General features: G+C 62.2%; 12 protein-coding genes and 1 pseudogene. 8 read left to right on the top strand and 5 right to left on the bottom strand.

Annotation, left to right across the window (positions count from 1 at the left end; translation table 11 throughout):
- Positions 1 to 382: 382 nt before the first annotated feature.
- The 4 genes from ACI2JX_RS24770 to ACI2JX_RS24755 are packed head-to-tail and all read left to right on the top strand — an operon-like array spanning position 383 to position 2,949.
- On the top strand, positions 383 to 808 hold the full coding sequence (locus ACI2JX_RS24770; protein WP_404691197.1) for a YybH family protein: 426 nt from the start codon (positions 383 to 385) through the stop codon (positions 806 to 808).
- A gap of 57 nt (positions 809 to 865) precedes the next feature.
- Positions 866 to 1,210 (top strand): YciI family protein, encoded by a 345-nt coding sequence (locus tag ACI2JX_RS24765; RefSeq protein ID WP_404691196.1) that lies wholly within the window; start codon positions 866 to 868, stop codon positions 1,208 to 1,210.
- Positions 1,211 to 1,228: 18 nt separating this feature from the next.
- Positions 1,229 to 1,711, top strand: a complete 483-nt coding sequence (locus ACI2JX_RS24760) for an SRPBCC family protein (protein WP_404691195.1) — start codon at positions 1,229 to 1,231, stop codon at positions 1,709 to 1,711.
- Complete coding sequence (locus ACI2JX_RS24755) at positions 1,711 to 2,949, top strand: RNA polymerase sigma factor (RefSeq protein WP_404691194.1); 1,239 nt, start codon at positions 1,711 to 1,713, stop codon at positions 2,947 to 2,949. Before ACI2JX_RS24760 ends, ACI2JX_RS24755 begins: the two co-directional genes overlap by 1 nt.
- A gap of 134 nt (positions 2,950 to 3,083) precedes the next feature.
- Here ACI2JX_RS24755 and ACI2JX_RS24750 read toward each other — a convergent pair whose 3' ends face one another.
- Together ACI2JX_RS24750 and ACI2JX_RS24745 are read right to left on the bottom strand one after the other, a co-directional pair.
- Positions 3,084 to 3,554 (bottom strand): MaoC family dehydratase, encoded by a 471-nt coding sequence (locus tag ACI2JX_RS24750; protein ID WP_264237072.1) that lies wholly within the window; start codon positions 3,552 to 3,554, stop codon positions 3,084 to 3,086.
- A gap of 33 nt (positions 3,555 to 3,587) precedes the next feature.
- On the bottom strand, positions 3,588 to 4,532 hold the full coding sequence (locus tag ACI2JX_RS24745; protein ID WP_368973424.1) for a lysophospholipase: 945 nt from the start codon (positions 4,530 to 4,532) through the stop codon (positions 3,588 to 3,590).
- A 203-nt stretch (positions 4,533 to 4,735) separates the two neighbouring features.
- Between ACI2JX_RS24745 and fadD2 the strand changes: the two genes are divergently transcribed.
- Both fadD2 and fadD1 read left to right on the top strand, forming a co-directional pair.
- A complete protein-coding gene (gene fadD2, locus ACI2JX_RS24740; protein WP_404691193.1) occupies positions 4,736 to 6,424 on the top strand; it encodes a long-chain-fatty-acid--CoA ligase FadD2 in 1,689 nt (562 codons plus the stop codon).
- 338 nt (positions 6,425 to 6,762) lie between these two features.
- Entirely contained in the window at positions 6,763 to 8,460 is a 1,698-nt protein-coding gene (fadD1, locus tag ACI2JX_RS24735) for a long-chain-fatty-acid--CoA ligase FadD1 (protein ID WP_186557723.1), read from the top strand.
- 60 nt (positions 8,461 to 8,520) lie between these two features.
- Here the strand turns inward: fadD1 and ACI2JX_RS24730 are convergent, their stop codons facing one another.
- Positions 8,521 to 9,828, bottom strand: coding sequence for an NAD(P)/FAD-dependent oxidoreductase (locus ACI2JX_RS24730; protein ID WP_368973421.1), 1,308 nt, complete (start codon positions 9,826 to 9,828; stop codon positions 8,521 to 8,523).
- A 30-nt stretch (positions 9,829 to 9,858) separates the two neighbouring features.
- A complete protein-coding gene (locus ACI2JX_RS24725; RefSeq protein WP_404691192.1) occupies positions 9,859 to 11,223 on the bottom strand; it encodes a glutamine synthetase family protein in 1,365 nt (454 codons plus the stop codon).
- Between the two features lie 506 nt (positions 11,224 to 11,729).
- Here ACI2JX_RS24725 and hrpA point away from each other — a divergent pair.
- Both hrpA and ACI2JX_RS24715 read left to right on the top strand, forming a co-directional pair.
- A complete protein-coding gene (hrpA, locus tag ACI2JX_RS24720; RefSeq protein WP_404691191.1) occupies positions 11,730 to 15,635 on the top strand; it encodes an ATP-dependent RNA helicase HrpA in 3,906 nt (1,301 codons plus the stop codon).
- A gap of 232 nt (positions 15,636 to 15,867) precedes the next feature.
- Positions 15,868 to 16,989: a beta-ketoacyl-ACP synthase III gene (locus tag ACI2JX_RS24715; RefSeq protein ID WP_264237078.1), complete on the top strand. Its 1,122-nt coding sequence runs from the start codon at positions 15,868 to 15,870 to the stop codon at positions 16,987 to 16,989.
- Positions 16,990 to 17,425: 436 nt separating this feature from the next.
- On the opposite strand, the pseudogene ACI2JX_RS24710 reads toward ACI2JX_RS24715, so the two are convergent.
- Positions 17,426 to 17,748, bottom strand: a pseudogene (locus ACI2JX_RS24710) (hypothetical protein); the annotation flags it as partial.

The following is a 17,748-nucleotide window of genomic DNA, read 5'->3' as shown; positions in this document are numbered from 1 at the left end:
GCGCAGCACCCTTCGGCGTAGCCGAAGGCGCGAGATGTAGATTTGCGTAGCAAATCGTAGGCCGCGCGGGCCCGGAAGGCACCGAAGCGAGGGGATCCCGCCACGGGCGGGACTGATGGTGGAGCGCACGGCTTTTGGTTACTTTTGGCCACGACCAAAAGTGACCCGCCGTAAGGGCGGAAAGGTGACTCAGCGCCACCCTCGCCAATGGATATGCTCAAAACTCTAAAAGCCCAAGCCCAAGCCCAAGAACCTCCAATCCCAAACCGCGAAAAAACAATTCCCAACCAACCTGTCGATTTCTCCCAACCTCATTCGACCAACCATGAAGCCGCAGCAACCACCTACACCAAGCACTCATGACCGATCGGAGAAACCACAGATGAACAGCGCAGCCGAAACCAAAATCCGCCAACTGATCGACACCTGGATGCAAGCCGTCCGCGACCGCGACCTAGACGGTATCGCCGCCCCCTACGCCGACGACATCCTCGCCTTCGACGCCATCAAAGAGCTGCAATTCAAAGGCAAGGCCGCCTACCGCGCCCACTGGGAAATGTGCATGAGCTTCTGCACCGGCCCGATGGTGTTCGAGATGGAACAACTGACCATACATGCCGACGGCGACCTAGGCTTGGCCCATTGGCTCAATCGCTGCGGCCCGTCGGATGACCAAAGCCAGTGCGGCTTCATGCGCGCCACGGTCGGCTATCGTCGTAGCGGTGGGCAATGGCAGGTGATCCACGAGCATTGGTCAGCGCCGTTCGACATGGAAACCCAGAAGGCCCTGTTCGACCTTAAACCTTGAACTGAAAACACCCGGGTTTATCGCCAAACGCACTGTGCGCAAGCGCTGGAGACGACCATGAAATACCTGTGCCTGGTCTATTGTGACGAAGGGCTGCTGCACAGCCTGCCCGAGAGCCCGCAAGACGCCGAGTGCCAAGCCTACGCGGACTCATTGCATGGCTCCGGGCGCATGCTTGCGGCCGAGGCGCTCAAGTCGGTGCAGACAGCCACCACGGTACGCGTGCGCGCTGGCCGCATGAGCCTGACCGACGGGCCCTTCGCCGAGACCAAGGAGCAGTTGGCCGGGTTCTTTCTGGTCGATGCTCGCGATCTGAATGAGGCGTTGAACATTGCCAAAGGCATTCCTGCCGCACGCGTGGGCAGTGTCGAGGTGCGCCCGATACGCGAACTGCAACCCTGACAGCGGAGCACAATAACAATGACCGACGCCCAGCCTGGCCCGCAACACGAACTGTCCATCAGCCGCCTGATCGATGCACCTCCAGCCAAGGTGTTCCGCGCCTGGAGCGAACCCGAGTGGCTTATGCAGTGGTGGGGGCCGCATGGCATGACCACCCCCGAATGCGAGATGCAGCTGTGGGTTGGCGGTCTGTTCCGCACCCTGATGCGCGCCCCCGATGGTACTGAGTACCCTACCCAGGGCGTGTTCCTGGAGATCGCCGCACCGCGGCGGCTGGTGTTCACCGATGCCTTCGGACCGGGCTGGGTGCCATCGGAGAAGGCTTTCATGACCGCTGTGGTGACGTTCGACGACGAGCTGGGCAAGACCCGCTACACCGCCCGGGCCTGGCACTGGAGTGCTGCCGACTGCCGCGCCCATGAAGAAATGGGCTTTCATCAGGGCTGGGGAGAAAGCCTGGACCGCCTGGTGGAGGTGGTCACCCAGCGGATGCCTGATTGATGCTTGGCCCAGAGCGCGTACGTGAGCAAGTCGAGGCGGTCTATCGGCGCGACTCGCGGCGCATCCTGGCGACCCTGATTCGCCTGTTGGGCGACTTCGACCTGGCCGAGGAGGCCATGCACGATGCCTTCTTCATCGCCGTCGAGCGCTGGCAGCGTGATGGCATGCCGGATAACCCGCGCGCCTGGCTGGTCTCGACTGGGCGCTTCAAGGCCATCGATGCCTTGCGTCGGCGCATGCGTTTCGATCGCTCCCAGGCGGATTTGATCATGCTGCTGGACAGTGAGGGGCGTGATCCCAGTGAGGAGGAGTTACTCGCCGATGACCGCCTGCGGTTGATCTTCACCTGCTGCCACCCAGCCCTGGCGGCCGACGCCCAAGTGCCGTTGACCCTGCGCGAGGTGTGTGACCTGACTACCGAGCAGATCGCCCGGGCATTTCTGCAGAGTCCGGCGACCATCGCCCAGCGTATCGTGCGCGCCAAGGCGAAGATTCGCGACGCAGGCATTCCGTATCAGGTGCCGGAGATGGCTGAGCTGCCTGAGCGTCTGGAAAGCGTGTTGCGCGTCATCTACCTGGTGTTCAACGAAGGTTACCTGGCCTCATCGGGCGAAGATCTGGTGCAGCGCGAGCTGTGCGATGAGGCCATTCGCCTGGGGCGCCTGCTGGTTCAGCTGTTACCCGACCCTGAGGTACTTGGCCTGCTGGCGCTGATGCTGCTGCAAGCTTCGCGGCAGCGTGCGCGCAGCGATGCGCAAGGAGAGCTGGTGCTGCTCGACCAGCAAGACCGCAGCCTGTGGGACCGTCAGCAGATCGCTGAAGGCATCCAGCTGGTGGAGCAGGCCTTGCGCAGTCGGCAGTTTGGTGGGTACAGCCTGCAAGCGGCGATCGCCGCAGTGCATGCCCAGGCTGAGCGGGCAGAAGACACCGACTGGCAGGAGATCGTCGGCTTGTATGACGTGCTGCTGCGGTATTGGCCGTCACCTGTGGTCGAGCTCAACCGCGCAGCGGCACTGGCCAAACGCGATGGTGCGCAGGTGGGCTTGGTGGCGGTGCAGGCGATTCTGGATCGGGGGGAGCTGCGCGATTATCACTTGGCGCATGCAGCCAAGGCAGAGCTGCATGTACAGTTGGGGCAGATTAACAAAGCGCGTGCTGCCTGGTTGCAGGCCCTGGCGCTTACCCAGCAGGGGCCGCAGCGGCGGTATATAGAGCGGTGGTTGAAGGCGCTGGAATGAGTGCAGGGGTGTCAGCTCTGGTCTCACCGCGGGACAAGCCCGCTCCCACGTGTCCGCCCTATCAGGGAAGCATGGGAGCTGGCGAAGCCTGCAATGATGGTCCGCACAGGCGCCAAATGACTCAAGTCAGTAAATCAGCTGGCAACAAAATTCGGCGGCGAAACCAGGTCAACGGTCTGCTGCTTACGTGGCGCGAGGATCTCGGCCTCGCCCGATACCACCAGCTCATCTTTCTGGTTGTACACATTGGTGGCGATGCGCACCTTGAACTTGGGCAGCTTTTCCAGAATCTCCAGACGCACGGTCAGGGTGTCGCCAATCTTCACCGGCTTCTGGAAGCTCATCTGCTGACCCAGGTAGATGGTGCCCGGGCCAGGCAGGGTGCAAGCCACTGCCGCACTGATCAGCGCGCCGCTGAACATACCGTGGGCAATACGCTCGCGGAACATGCTCTTGGCCGCGAACTCGGCATCCAGGTGCACCGGGTTGTGGTCACCGGACATCGCGGCGAACAGCTGAATGTCACGTTCTTCGACGGACTTCTCAAAGGTGGCTTTCTGACCCACTTCGAGGTCTTCGTAAGGGGTGTTGGTGACCTGGGTCATCAGGGCTTCCTTGTAGGCGGACGAGGGCGCATATCATTCACTGCGAGCAGGGCGGCCAAGGGCCAGCGCCTGTTCGAGCCAGCCGAGTATATCGGCGCAGACCTCGTCGCGATTGGTTTCATTGAGCAGCTCATGCCGCGCCTGAGGGTACAGGCGCAGCTGCACATGTCGATTGCCGGTCGCGCTCAAGGCGGCGGCCAGATCCTTGAGACGCTTGCCGGCACTGACCGGATCACATTCGCCGCCAATTACCAGGATCGGCAGGTTCGGATCAATCTGCGCCAGGTTACCCGGCTGGCTGATTTGCGCCAGCCCTTGCAGTAGATCGAGCCACAACTGGTTGCTGCAACGAAAGCCGCACAACGGGTCGGCGACGTACTTGTCGACCTCTTCAGGGTCGCGGCTGAGCCAGTCGAAGGCGGTACGGTTAGGCTTGAAGGCCTTGTTGAACGAGCCAAACGACAGCCACTCGATCAGCGCACTCTTGCCCATGGCGCCTTGGCGCCAGGTTTCGACGCGGGCGATGGCCGCTGCCGTTCGATAGAGCGCTGGCGGCTGGAAATTCGAACCGCTGAGGATCGCCCCCTGCACACTGGCGCTGTGATGCAGCAGGTAGGCCTGGGCAATGTAGCTGCCCATGCTGTGGCCGAACAGGAACAGCGGGGTCCCCGGATACGTCTGGCCGATGTGCTGGGCGAGCAGGCCGAGGTCGTTGACCACGGCATTCCAGCCATGATGGCGGGCAAACAGGCCCAAGTGGCCAAGCTCGGCGGTACGCCCGTGGCCGCGCAGGTCAGGGGCGAACAGGGCAAAGCCTGCCTCGCTCAGGGCATGACCCAGGCGGCGGTAGCGCCCAGCGTGCTCGGCCATGCCGTGGGCCAGTAACACCACGGCCTTGACCGGTGTGCTCGGCAGCCACTGATGGACGTACAGGCTGCAATGCTCGCTGGCAGGCAGCCAGAAGGCGTCATGGGGCATGGCGGGTCCTTTACGCGCGGGTTCGAGCACAGTTTATGCACAATCGGCCAAATTGCAGGAAGGGCACAAATAAGATTCACAATGTTAATGGCAGCACTTGGCGTATTTGCCACCTCCTGCTTACCTGCTAACGTCGGCTGAACGCCTAATTGCCATCAGGCAATCAGGTCAGGGACGGTCCAGGCAAAGAGGAACAACAATAAATGCAAGCCGATTTCTGGAATGACAAGCGCCCGGCGGGCGTGCCTTCCACCATTGATATCCATGCTTACCGCTCCGTCGTCGAAGTGTTCGAGCGCTCCTGCAAGCGTTTCGCCGACCGCCCGGCGTTCAGCAACCTGGGCGTGACCCTCAGCTACGCTGAGCTTGAGCGCCATTCGGCGGCCTTCGCCGCCTGGCTGCAGCACAACACCGATCTGGCCCCTGGGGATCGCATAGCGGTGCAGATGCCCAACGTGTTGCAGTACCCCATCGCCGTGTTCGGCGCCTTGCGCGCCGGGCTGATCGTGGTCAATACCAACCCGCTGTACACCGAGCGTGAGATGCGCCACCAGTTCAAGGATTCCGGCGCCCGTGCCCTGGTCTACCTGAACATGTTCGGCAAGCGTGTACAGGAGGTGCTGCCTGATACCGGCATCGAGTACCTGATCGAAGCGAAAATGGGCGACCTGCTGCCCACGGCCAAGGGCTGGCTGATCAATACCGTGGTGGACAAGGTCAAGAAGATGGTACCGGCCTTCAGCCTGCCGCAGGCAGTGCCGTTCAAGCAGGTGCTGCGCCAGGGCAGGGAGCTGACCCACAAACCAGTGCCGCTGACCCTCGACGACATTGCCGTGCTGCAGTACACCGGTGGCACCACCGGCTTGGCCAAGGGGGCGATGCTGACCCATGCCAACCTGGTCGCCAACATGCTCCAGGTGCTCGCTTGCTTCTCCCAGCACGGGCCGGACGGGCAGAAGCTGATCAAGGAAGGCCAGGAGGTGATGATCGCACCGCTGCCGCTTTACCACATCTATGCGTTCACGGCGAACTGCATGTGCATGATGGTCACTGGCAATCACAACGTGCTGATCACCAACCCGCGCGATATTCCGGGCTTCATCAAGGAGCTGGGCAAGTGGCGTTTCTCGGCGCTGCTCGGTCTGAATACCTTGTTCGTCGCACTGATGGATCACCCAGGCTTCAAGTCGCTGGATTTCTCTGCGCTGAAGGTCACCAACTCCGGTGGCACGGCGCTGGTCAAGGCCACCGCCGAGCGCTGGGAGAGCCTCACCGGCTGTCGCATCGTCGAAGGCTATGGCCTGACCGAAACCTCGCCGGTGGCCAGCACCAACCCCTATGGCCAGTTGGCCCGGCTGGGCACGGTAGGCATTCCGGTGGCAGGCACCGCTTTCAAGGTGATCGACGATGACGGCAACGAGTTGCCGCTGGGTGAGCGTGGCGAGCTGTGCATCAAGGGCCCGCAGGTGATGAAGGGCTACTGGCAGCAGCCCGAGGCGACCGCCCAGGCGCTGGATACCGAGGGCTGGTTCAAGACCGGGGATATCGCGGTGATCGACCCCGATGGCTTTACCCGCATCGTCGACCGCAAGAAAGACATGATCATCGTCTCTGGCTTCAACGTGTATCCCAACGAGATCGAGGACGTGATCATGGGCCATCCACAGGTGGCCAACTGCGCGGCAATCGGCGTGCCCGACGAGCGCTCGGGCGAGGCGGTGAAGTTGTTCGTGGTACCGCGTGAGGGCGGGGTCAGCGTCGAGGAGCTCAAGGCCTACTGCAAGGCCAACTTCACTGGCTACAAGGTGCCCAAGCACATTGTCCTGCGCGATTCGCTGCCGATGACCCCGGTAGGCAAGATCCTACGCCGGGAGTTGCGCGACATCGCTTGATCACCTGCTGTCCTCCGCCATCGCGGGGCAAGTCGGCTCTCACGGATAAAACAGACGTGGCAGCGGGCTTGCCCCGCGATGACGTTTAAACCCCTCTAAAATGCACAATACAGCCCGATTTGCGACATTTTGGTTAAATACTCTAAAAATGACTCATATAATTCATTGAGTCATTTTAGTGACCGTCAGGCCTGTTTTGGCCTCTAGGCGACCCCTGGTAAAGCTGTTACTCTCGGCCCGCTTTCAGAGGATACGGTTTGCAATGAACCGTCATCTCATATCAATAATAAACGCATAAACGCGTGATGAATTCGCTGTTGCTGAAGGAGTGGGCTTCCATGATCGAAAATTTTTGGAAGGATAAGTACCCAGCCGGGATTACGGCGGAAATCAATCCTGACGAATTCCCCAATATCCAAGCGGTACTCAAGCAGTCCTGCCAACGCTTTGCCGACAAACCGGCCTTTAGCAACCTGGGCAAAACCATCACCTATGGCGAGCTGTATGCCTTGTCAGGGGCGTTTGCTGCCTGGCTGCAACAGCACACCGACCTCAAGCCAGGTGATCGGATTGCCGTACAGCTGCCTAATGTCCTGCAATACCCTGTAGCCGTATTCGGCGCCATGCGCGCTGGGCTGATCGTGGTCAACACCAACCCGCTGTACACCGCGCGGGAGATGGAGCACCAGTTCAACGACTCCGGCGCCAAGGCCTTGGTGTGCCTGGCCAACATGGCCCACCTGGCCGAAAAGGTCGTGCCCAAGACCCAGGTCAAGCATGTCATCGTCACCGAAGTGGCCGACCTGCTGCCGCCGATCAAGCGCCTGCTGATCAACAGCGTCATCAAGTACGTGAAGAAGATGGTCCCGGCGTACCACCTGCCAGGCGCCGTGCGCTTCAACGATGCCTTGGCCAAAGGCCATGGCCAGCCGGTTACCGAGGCCAATCCGCAGCCCAACGATGTTGCCGTGCTGCAGTATACCGGTGGGACCACCGGTGTGGCCAAGGGCGCCATGCTCACCCACCGCAACCTGGTGGCCAACATGCTGCAGTGCCGGGCACTGATGGGCGCCAACCTGCATGAAGGGTGCGAGATCCTCATCACCCCGTTGCCGCTGTACCACATCTATGCGTTCACCTTCCATTGCATGGCCATGATGCTGATCGGCAATCACAACGTGCTGATCAGCAACCCGCGCGATTTGCCGGCCATGGTCAAGGAACTGGGCAAGTGGAAGTTCAGCGGTTTCGTTGGCCTCAACACCCTGTTCGTGGCCCTGTGCAACAACGAAGCCTTCCGTGCGCTGGATTTCTCGGCGCTGAAGATCACCCTGTCTGGTGGCATGGCCTTGCAACTGAGCGTGGCCGAGCGCTGGAAGACCGTCACCGGCTGCGCCATCTGTGAAGGCTACGGCATGACCGAGACCAGCCCGGTAGCAGCGGTCAACCCGGCCGAGGCCAACCAGGTCGGCACCATCGGCATTCCGGTGCCCTCGACCCTGTGCAAGGTCATCGATGACAACGGCCAGGAGCTTGGCCTGGGTGAAGTCGGCGAGCTGTGCGTGAAGGGCCCGCAGGTGATGAAGGGCTACTGGCAGCGCGAAGACGCTACCGCCGAGATCCTTGACGCCGATGGCTGGCTGAAGACCGGCGACATTGCCCTGATCCAGCTCGATGGCTACATGCGCATCGTCGATCGCAAGAAAGACATGATCCTGGTCTCCGGCTTCAACGTGTATCCCAACGAGCTCGAAGACGTCCTGGCCGGCTTGCCGGGCGTGCTGCAGTGCGCTGCGATTGGCGTGCCGGACGAGAAGTCGGGCGAGCTGATCAAGGTGTTCATCGTGGTCAAGCCAGGCATGACCCTGACCAAGGAGCAGGTGATGGAGCACATGCGCGCCAATGTCACGGGCTACAAGGTGCCGCGCTACATCGAGTTCCGCGATGCGTTGCCGACCACTAACGTCGGCAAGATCCTGCGCCGTGAGTTGCGTGATGAAGAACTGAAGAAGCAGGGCTTGAAGAAGATCGCCTGAGGTCCAGACGACTTCGAACAGGCTGCATGGGAGCGGGGCAAGCCCGCTCCCATGAGGGCTCTAGCGTAGTTTTTCCAGCATCTGGTAGTACCACATCCCCGCCGCCAACAGCGGATTGCCCAACAGATCCCCCATCGGCACCTTGATGTGCTTGCACGCCGCAAAGGTGTCGAACTTCTCCAGCGTCCCCGTCAGTGCCTCGGCCATGATCTCGCCCATGATGTGGCTGGTGGCGATGCCGTGCCCGGAATAGCCCTGGCAGTACCAGACATTCTGCGAAAGCTTGCCCAACTGCGGAATGCGGTTGACCACGATGCCCATCGCACAGCTCCACTGGAACTCGATTGGCACGCCCTTGAGCGCGGGGAAGGTGCGCTCGATGCAGGGCCGCAGCTCGCCGGCGATATCCCGCGAATCCTTGCCTGAATAGTTGGCGCCACCGCCGAACAGCAAGCGCTTGTCGGCTGTCAGGCGGTAGTAGTCGAGGACGAAGCGGCAGTCGTACACCGCCAGGTCCTCGGGGTTGATCTGCGCGGCCAGTTCCCCCAGGGGCGCGGTGGTGACGATACCGCCCATGGCCGGGAAGATCTTGCCCTTGAGCTGGCGCTTTTCCAGCTTGTGGTAGACATCGCCGGCCAGCATCACCTGGCGGGCCTCGATCCGGCCCTGGGCAGTGACCACCGACGGGCGCGGGCCGTGGATGATCTCCAGCACTTCGGAGTTTTCAAAGATCAGCGCGCCCAGGCTGTGGGCGGCGCGGGCCTCGCCCAGGCACAGGTTGAGCGGATGCAGGTGCAGGTTGCGGCGGTTCTTCAGGCCGCCCAGGTACAGCGGGCTTTGCAGCTGGCGAGCCACCGCTTGGCGATCAAGCAACTCGACCTGATCGCCCATGCCACGGCGCTGCGCCTCGGCCTGAAAGCTGCGTAGCTCGTCCATGTGCGAAGGCTTCATCGCCGCATGCAGATGGCCGCGTTTCAGGTCGCAATCGATGCCATAACGCTGCACTCGCTGCTCGATGATCTGGTGGCCGCGCCAGCGCAGCTGCCAGATGAAGTCGTCGACTTCGGCGCCGAGCCGATCGCGCATTTGCGTGCGCATCGCTTCATCGCCCGACAGGCTGCCGGTGACCTGGCCGCCGTTGCGCCCGCTGGCGCCCCAACCAATGCGGTGGGTTTCGACGATCGCCACCTTAAGGCCGCGCTCGGCCAACTCCACGGCGGTGGCGACGCCGGTGAAGCCACCGCCGATGATCGCCACGTCGACCTGATGGGTGCCCTGTAGGGTCGGGTATTGGGTCGAATCGTTGAGGGTGGCGCTGTAGTAGGACGGCGCGCGCTGGGCCGCGCCGTTGTTCAGTGCTGCGTTCATGGTGGTTCCTTGGCAGAAAAAGGGTAGGGCTCAGGCCTGGTGCAGGTACCAGCGCCAGTCCTGCTCGCCGACTTCGGCCATGAACTGGCGGTACTCGGCTCGCTTGACCTTCAGGTACACACCGAGGAAGGCCTCGCCCAGCGCTTCTTTGGCCCAGCTCGACTGCTCCAGGGCATCGAGCACGGTCAGCCAGTCAGTGGGCAGGTGCTCGGTAGCCTGGGCATAGCCGTTGCCTTGCACGGGCGCGCCGGGGTCGAGCTGCTGGCGGATGCCTTGGTGGCTGGCGGCGAGGATCGCGGCGGCGGCCAGGTAGGGGTTGGCGTCGGCGCCGCAGATGCGGTGCTCGACATGCCGGCTGTTGGCCGGGCCGCCCGGTACGCGCAGGCTGACGGTACGGTTGTCGACGCCCCAGGTCGGCGCCAGCGGCGCATAACTGTTGGCCTGGAAACGCCGGAACGAGTTGGCGTTGGGGCAGAACAGCAACAGCGATTCGTGCAAGTGGCGCAGCATGCCAGCGACCGCCTGGCGCAGCAGCGGGGTGCCTGCCGGATCGCTGCTGGCGAACAGATTGTTGCCCTGCGCATCGGCCAGGCTCAGGTGCATGTGCATGCCGGTGCCAGCCAGATCCGAAAACGGTTTGGCCATGAAGCAGGCCTGCATGCCGTGGGCATGGGCGATGCCCTTGACCAGGCGCTTGTAGCGCACCGCCTGATCCATCGCCACCAAGGCGTCGCCATGCTCCAGGGTAATCTCCACCTGGCCGGGAGCGTATTCGGAAATCGCCGTGCGCGCCGGGATACCCTGGGCTTTGCAAGCCGCGTACAGGTCGGCGAGGAACGGCTCGATCTGCTCCAGTTCGCGCAGGCCATAGACCTGGGTGGCGCGTGGCCGGCCGCCGTCGTTGTCCAGCGCTGGCTGCGGGCGGCCGTGGGCATCGCGCTGCTGGTCGAGCAGGTAGAACTCAAGCTCACAGGCCATCACTGGATGCAAGCCATCAGCCTTGAGCGCCTTGATGGTGCGCAGCAGAACGTGGCGTGGATCGGCAACGCTGGCGGGCAGGCCTTCGCTGGGGTGCATGCTGACTTGCACAGCGGCGGTAGGCACACGCCGCCACGGCAGACGGACCAGGCTACCGTCAAGCGGGTAGGCGCGGCAGTCGATATCGCCGACGTCCCAGACCAGCCCGGAGTTCTCGACATCATCGCCATTGAGGGTCAGGCCGAGGATGGTACTGGGCAATGGCCGGCCGCTTTCGTATACCGCCAACAGCTCATCGCGGTGCAGCAGCTTGCCGCGTGGCACGCCGTTGGCGTCGAGGATGAACAGCTCGATCAGGTCGATATCAGGGTTGTCGGCCAAAAAGCGTTCGGCCTGCTCGATAGGAGCAAAGTGCATGATGGATTCGCTCGCGCACAGGACCTGCGCACAACAGGCGCCAGGTCATACTGGGTCAGCCGGCCGGTGGGCCGGAATGGGTCAGTCAAGCGTGAGTAAAGCATCCGGTGGGCGCGCGTGACGGCAGTGCCACAAGGCCCAGAAGGCGAGGATGATGTGCACCAGCGGATTTTCGCCAGCGCAGGCCCGAACCTTCGGCAAGGAAGGGCGTGACGGCGGCTGGGCGATGCTGGTGAGGAGGATCATGGCTCGATACTCCCATGGGCTGTAAGGTTGATTAAATCAGTGAATGGCTACCTTCAGTTCGCGCTTGGCTAAACAAATGCAGCCACCTTGTAGGATGCTGGCGTGGCAGCGGGCTTGCCCCGCGATAGCACTTTAACGGCTATCGCGGGCCAAGCCCGCTGCCACGGGAACCTCCATAAAGCGCTACGTTATGCGACAATCGCAGCCCTTCGAATGCCGATCATGCACAAGCAGGCTCACCTGCATCATTAAAAAGCCCCATGACAGACCACGCCATCGACCAGCTGCTGAACAACCTCGACCACGCCATGATCGCCGACCGCCATCGTCTGCGTCGGCAATTGCATGAGCTGCGCAAGCGCCCCGACGAGGCCAAGCTGGCGCAGTGGGTGGACAAGGTCCAGGCCTCGTTCGCCCAGGTCACTGCGCGCCAGCAAAGCGTGCCGAGTATCCGCTATGACGATAACCTGCCGATTGCCGCCAAACGCGACGAGATCAAGAAGGCCTTGAGTGAACACCAAGTCCTGGTGATCGCCGGCGAAACCGGTTCGGGCAAGACCACTCAGTTGCCCAAGATCTGCCTGGAACTGGGCCGTGGTAGCCACGGCCAGATCGCTCACACCCAGCCCCGTCGGATCGCCGCGCGCAGCGTTGCCGCGCGGGTCGCGGAAGAGCTCGGCACGCCGCTGGGCGCGCTGGTCGGCTACCAGGTGCGGTTCGAGGATCAGAGCGATTCCAACACCCTGGTCAAGCTGATGACCGATGGCATCCTGCTCGCCGAAACCCAGCATGATCGGTTTCTTGAGCGTTACGACACAATCATCGTCGACGAGGCCCACGAGCGCAGTCTGAACATCGACTTCTTGCTCGGTTATCTGAAGACCTTGCTGCATCGCCGGCCCGAGCTGAAGCTGATCATCACTTCGGCGACCATCGATCTGGAGCGCTTCTCCAAGCATTTCGATAACGCGCCGATCATCGAAGTCTCGGGCCGTACCTACCCGGTGGAAACCTGGTACCGGCCGCTGACCAGCGAGCAGGACGAGGAAGGCAACCAGGTTGAAGACGACCTGACAGTTGATCAGGCGATCCTGGCCACCCTCGATGAAATCGCCGCGCACGAACGCAGTGTCGGCAAGGGGCCAGGTGATGTGCTGGTGTTCCTGCCCGGCGAGCGCGAGATTCGCGACGCTGCCGAGATCTTGCGCAAGGCCCAGCTACGCCACACCGAGATCTTGCCGCTGTACGCCCGGCTGTCGCCGGCCGAGCAGCAGAAGATCTTCCAGTCGCACCCAGGCCGGCGCGTGGTGCTCGCCACCAACGTGGCCGAGACTTCCCTGACGGTGCCCGGCATCCGCTATGTGATCGACAGTGGCACCGCGCGGATCAGCCGTTACAGCTATCGCGCCAAGGTCCAGCGCCTGCCTATCGAGGCGGTCTCGCAAGCCAGTGCCAACCAGCGTAAGGGACGCTGCGGGCGGGTCGAGCCGGGCATCTGTGTGCGTCTGTACAGCGAGGATGATTTCAACGGCCGACCGGCGTTCACCGATCCGGAGATCCTGCGCACCAACCTGGCGGCGGTGATCTTGCAGATGCTTCACCTGCGCCTGGGTGCCATCGATGCCTTCCCCTTCATCGAACCGCCTGATGGCAAGGCCATCAGCGACGGTTTCAACCTGCTGCAGGAGCTGTCGGCGGTCAATCGCGAGAACCAGCTGACCCCGCTCGGCCGGCAACTGGCGCGTTTGCCTATCGATCCGCGGCTGGGCCGTATGCTGCTCGAAGGCGCCCGCTTGGGCAGTCTGCAGGAAGTATTGATCGTCACCAGCGCGCTGTCGGTGCAGGATCCACGCGAGCGTCCGCCGGAGCGTCAGCAGGCAGCGGATCAAGCCCACGCGCAGTGGAAAGATGTCGATTCGGACTTTGCCGCGCTGGTTAATCTGTGGCGCGGTTTCGAAGAGCAGCGTCAGGCGCTGACCGCCAACCCGCTGCGAAACTGGTGCCGGAAGAACTTCCTCAATTACCTGCGCCTGCGCGAATGGCGCGATGCCCATCGCCAGTTGTCGCTGATCTGTCGCGACCTGCAACTGACCGTCAACAAAGAGCCAATCGACTATCAGCGCATGCACAAGGCCATTCTCAGTGGCCTGCTCAGCCAGATCGGCCACAAGACCGAAGAGGGCGACTACCAGGGCGCGCGCCAGCGCCGTTTCTGGATCCACCCCTCGTCCGGCATCGGCCGCAAGCGCCCGCAGTGGGTGATGGCCGCCGAACTGGTCGAAACTACCAAGCTGTATGCGCGCATGGTGGCCAAGATCGAGCCAGACTGGATCGAGCCGCTGGCGGGGCACCTGATCAAGAAAAACCACTTCGAGCCGCACTGGGAGAAAAAGCGCGGGCAAGTGGTGGCCTATGAACAGATCACCCTGTATGGCTTGATCCTGGTCGGCCGGCGTCCGGTGCACTACGGGCCGATCGATCCGGTAGTATCACGCGAGCTGTTTATCCGCGAGGGTTTGGTTGGCGGTGAGATTCAGTCGCGGGCCAAGTGCCTGGCGGCTAACAAACGCCTGCTCGAACAGCTCGACGAGCTCGAGGCCAAGGCGCGCCGACGCGACATTCTCGCCGATGAGGAAACTCTCTACGCCTTCTATGAAGCGCGCCTGCCTGCCGAGATTCACCAGACGGCGACGTTCGACGCCTGGTATCGCATGACCAGCCAGAAAGACGCCAATCTGCTGATCATGCGCGAAGAGGATGTGCTGGCCCGCGAGGCCAGTGAAGTGACCGCCGCGCAATACCCTGACAGCCTCAAGGTGGGCGAGCTGAGCCTGCCGCTGAGCTACCATTTCGAGCCCAACCATCCGCGCGATGGCGTCACTGTGCGGGTGCCGGCGCCGTTGCTGCCGAGCCTGCCGGGTGAGCGCCTGGAATGGCTGGTGCCAGGCTTGCTCGAGGCCAAGTGCATCGCCCTGGTACGCAACCTGCCCAAGGCCTTGCGCAAGAACTTTGTGCCGGTGCCGGACTTCGTCAAGGCCGCCCTGGCGCGGATGACCTTTGGCCAGGGTGGTTTGCCCCAGGCGCTGGGCCAGGAACTGCTGCGCATGACCGGCGCGCGGGTAACCGATGAGGCTTGGGCGCAAGCGGCTGAGCTGGTCGAGAGCCATCTGCGGATGAACATCGAAGTGGTCGATGGCCAGGGTAAGTTCCTCGGCGAAGGGCGCGATCTGGCCGAGCTGACCTCCCGATTTGTCGCAGCCAGCCAAGCCGCACTGGCCATGCCGCGCACGGAAAAGTCCGAGCAGCCGGTGCAAGCCAAGGCCTTCGCCGACGTCGCTGAAACCGCCCAGCAAAAGATCGCCGGGCTGTCGATGACGGTCTACCCGGCGCTGGTCGAAGAGAACGGCAGCGTACGTGAAGGGCGTTTCTCGACCCACGCCGAGGCCCAGTTCCAGCATCGCCGCGCATTGCAGCGCCTGCTGCTGCAACAGCTGGCAGAACCGGCCAAGTTCCTGCGTGGCAAGCTCCCCGGGCTGACCGAGCTGGGCCTGCTGTACCGCGACATGGGCCGGGTCGAGGCGTTGGTCGAGGACATCCTGCTGGCCAGTCTCGACAGCTGCATCCTGGAAGGTGAAGCGCAGCTGCCGCGCGATGGTGCTGGCCTTGCTTCGTTGGCCGAGCGCAAGCGCGGCAGTTGGGCTGAGCACGCCGAGCGCTTGGCCAGGCTGACGCTTGAGGTGCTCAAGCTGTGGCATGGCTTGCAAAAGCGCTTCAAAGGCAAGATCGACTTGAGCCAAGCCGTGGCCTTGAACGACATCAAGCTGCAGTTGGCCAACCTGGTCTACCCAGGTTTTGTGCGCGATACGCCTGTGGTGTGGTTCAAGGAGTTGCCGCGCTACCTCAAAGCCATCGAATTGCGCCTGGAGAAACTCGGCTCGCAAGTGCAGAAGGACCGCGTCTGGAGTGGCGAATTGGCCACTCTCTGGACCCAGTACAAGACACGCGCCGACAAGCATGCCCAGGAGGGCAAGCGCGACGAGCAGTTGCTCATGTACCGTTGGTTGCTAGAGGAATACCGGGTATCGCTGTTCGCCCAGCAGCTGGGCACCAAGGTGCCGGTTTCCGACAAACGCTTGAGCAAACAGTGGAGCCAGGTAGAGGGCTAAACCTCTGCAAATGTGGCAAACTTGCTGGAGTTTTGCGGCCGCTTTGCGGCCCTTCGCGAGCTAGACCGGCTCCCACGGGGAGCAGGTTTATCCGCGAACCAGGGCATAGCCCTCGCTGGTTCTCCCGTTTCAGCGGGAAGTTGCAATTGTAAATTGGCACCAAGGTGCCATTATCTTGCCCCTTATTTCGGCCAGCGCCGTGCGGCGATGGCCTCTGACCAGAGGAACGACCGTGCATAACGTCGTGATCAGCGGCACCGGCCTGTATACCCCGGCCCAGAGCATTTCCAACGAAGAACTGGTGGAGTCGTTCAATACCTGGGTCACGCAGTACAACCAGGACAACGCGGCGGCCATCGCGCGTGGCGAAGTTCAAGCCCTGGCCGAATCCAACGCCGCCTTCATCGAGAAGGCGTCGGGGATCAAGAGCCGCTTCGTGTTGGACAAGGCTGGCATTCTCGATCCGCAGCGCATGAAGCCACGCTTGCCGGAGCGCTCCAATGATGAGCCGTCGATCCTCTGTGAGATGGCCGTGACCGCGGCCCGCCAGGCCCTTGAGCGTGCAGGTCGCACTGCCGCCGATGTCGATGCAGTGATCGTCGCTTGCTCCAACCTGCAGCGCCCGTATCCGGCTATCGCCATCGAAGTGCAGCAGGCGTTGGGCATCAACGGTTTTGGCTTTGACATGAACGTTGCCTGCTCGTCGGCCACCTTCGGCATCCAGACCGCCGCCAACAGTATTCAGCTGGGCCAGGCCCGAGCGGTGCTGGTGGTCAACCCTGAGGTGTGTACCGCTCACCTGAACTTCCGCGATCGTGACAGTCACTTCATCTTTGGCGATGCCGCTACCGCCGTGCTGCTCGAGCGAGCTGACCTGGCGACTTCGGCGCATCAGTTCGAGATCGTCAGCAGCAAGTTGCTGACTCAGTTCTCCAACAACATCCGCAATAATTTCGGCTTCCTAAACCGTGCGGCGGAGGAGGGCGAGGGGGCTGCGGACAAACTGTTCGTTCAGGAAGGGCGCAAGGTGTTCCGTGAGGTGTGTCCGATGGTGGCTGAGTTGATCGGGCAGCACTTGCAAGAGAATGGTCTGCAGCCGAGCGATGTGAAGCGTTTCTGGTTGCATCAGGCCAACTTGAGCATGAATCACTTGATCGTCAAGAAGTTGGTAGGGCGGGATGTGGCTGAGGAAGATGCGCCGGTGATTTTGGATCGGTATGCCAATACCAGTTCGGCGGGGTCGGTGATTGCCTTGCACCTGTATCAGGATGATTTGCCTGTGGGGGCGGTGGGGGTGCTGAGTTCGTTTGGTGCTGGGTATTCGATTGGTAGCGTGATTTTGCGTAAGCGCTAATTTTTGAGGTTTGGGTTTTTTCTGGTTGCGGGGGTGGCGTTGAGTCACCTTTGCGGCCATTTTGCGGGGGTAGCGCTGGTTTTGAGTTGAGTTCTTGAAATTCGAACTTATCCGTTTTTTGGGGTGCTACTACTGGCCCCTTCCGCCCTTACGGCGGGTCACTTTTTGGCAAACGCCCGGTGTGCCGGCCCAGCCAAAAGTAACCAAAAAGGTCTGCGCTCCACCATCAGTCCCGCCCGTGGCGGGATCCCTTGGCGCCGGCGCCTTCCGGGCCCGCGCGGCCTACGATTTGCTGCGCAAATCTACATCTCGCGCCTTCGGCTGCGCCGAAGGGTGCTGGCGCACCTGGCCCTCCAGGCACCTCTGCTCAGCCTCCTGAAGTCGCGAATCTGCGGCGCCTGGACTTGCGCGCACGAAGATCAAGAGCAGCGAATCGCTACGCTCTCGCCAAAGCCAAAGCCAAAGCCAAAGCCAAAGCCAAAGCCAAAGCCAAAGCCAAAGCCAAATTCTGATTTTTCTGCTGTGTTGTTTGTTCCGGCCTCTTCGCGGGCAAGCCCGCTCCCACAGGTACCGCGCCGTTCTTCTGGCTGGCGGTGAGCCTGTGGGAGCGGGCTTGCCCGCGAAGAGGCCAGAGCATCCACACACCTGCCACAGGCACGGCGCTGTTCTTCTGGCTGGCGGTGAGCGTGTGGGAGCGGGCTTGCCCGCGAAGAGGCCAGAATATCCACCACACCAACCACAGGCACGGCGCCGTTCTTC

Origin of the sequence: Pseudomonas sp. NPDC088890 (assembly GCF_044900155.1) — a bacterium.
Classification (GTDB): Bacteria; Pseudomonadota; Gammaproteobacteria; order Pseudomonadales; family Pseudomonadaceae; genus Aquipseudomonas; species Aquipseudomonas urmiensis.
Note: the sequence above shows the minus strand (reverse complement) of the source record. Positions and strands in the feature narration are given on the sequence as shown.

Coding starts and splice junctions, on each gene's coding strand:
- ACI2JX_RS24770 (WP_404691197.1), top strand. CDS start 383: ATGAACAGCGCAGCCGAAACCAAAATCCGCCAACTGATCGACACCTGG.
- ACI2JX_RS24765 (WP_404691196.1), top strand. CDS start 866: ATGAAATACCTGTGCCTGGTCTATTGTGACGAAGGGCTGCTGCACAGC.
- ACI2JX_RS24760 (WP_404691195.1), top strand. CDS start 1,229: ATGACCGACGCCCAGCCTGGCCCGCAACACGAACTGTCCATCAGCCGC.
- ACI2JX_RS24755 (WP_404691194.1), top strand. CDS start 1,711: ATGCTTGGCCCAGAGCGCGTACGTGAGCAAGTCGAGGCGGTCTATCGG.
- ACI2JX_RS24750 (WP_264237072.1), bottom strand. CDS start 3,554: ATGACCCAGGTCACCAACACCCCTTACGAAGACCTCGAAGTGGGTCAG.
- ACI2JX_RS24745 (WP_368973424.1), bottom strand. CDS start 4,532: ATGCCCCATGACGCCTTCTGGCTGCCTGCCAGCGAGCATTGCAGCCTG.
- fadD2 (WP_404691193.1), top strand. CDS start 4,736: ATGCAAGCCGATTTCTGGAATGACAAGCGCCCGGCGGGCGTGCCTTCC.
- fadD1 (WP_186557723.1), top strand. CDS start 6,763: ATGATCGAAAATTTTTGGAAGGATAAGTACCCAGCCGGGATTACGGCG.
- ACI2JX_RS24730 (WP_368973421.1), bottom strand. CDS start 9,828: ATGAACGCAGCACTGAACAACGGCGCGGCCCAGCGCGCGCCGTCCTAC.
- ACI2JX_RS24725 (WP_404691192.1), bottom strand. CDS start 11,223: ATGCACTTTGCTCCTATCGAGCAGGCCGAACGCTTTTTGGCCGACAAC.
- hrpA (WP_404691191.1), top strand. CDS start 11,730: ATGACAGACCACGCCATCGACCAGCTGCTGAACAACCTCGACCACGCC.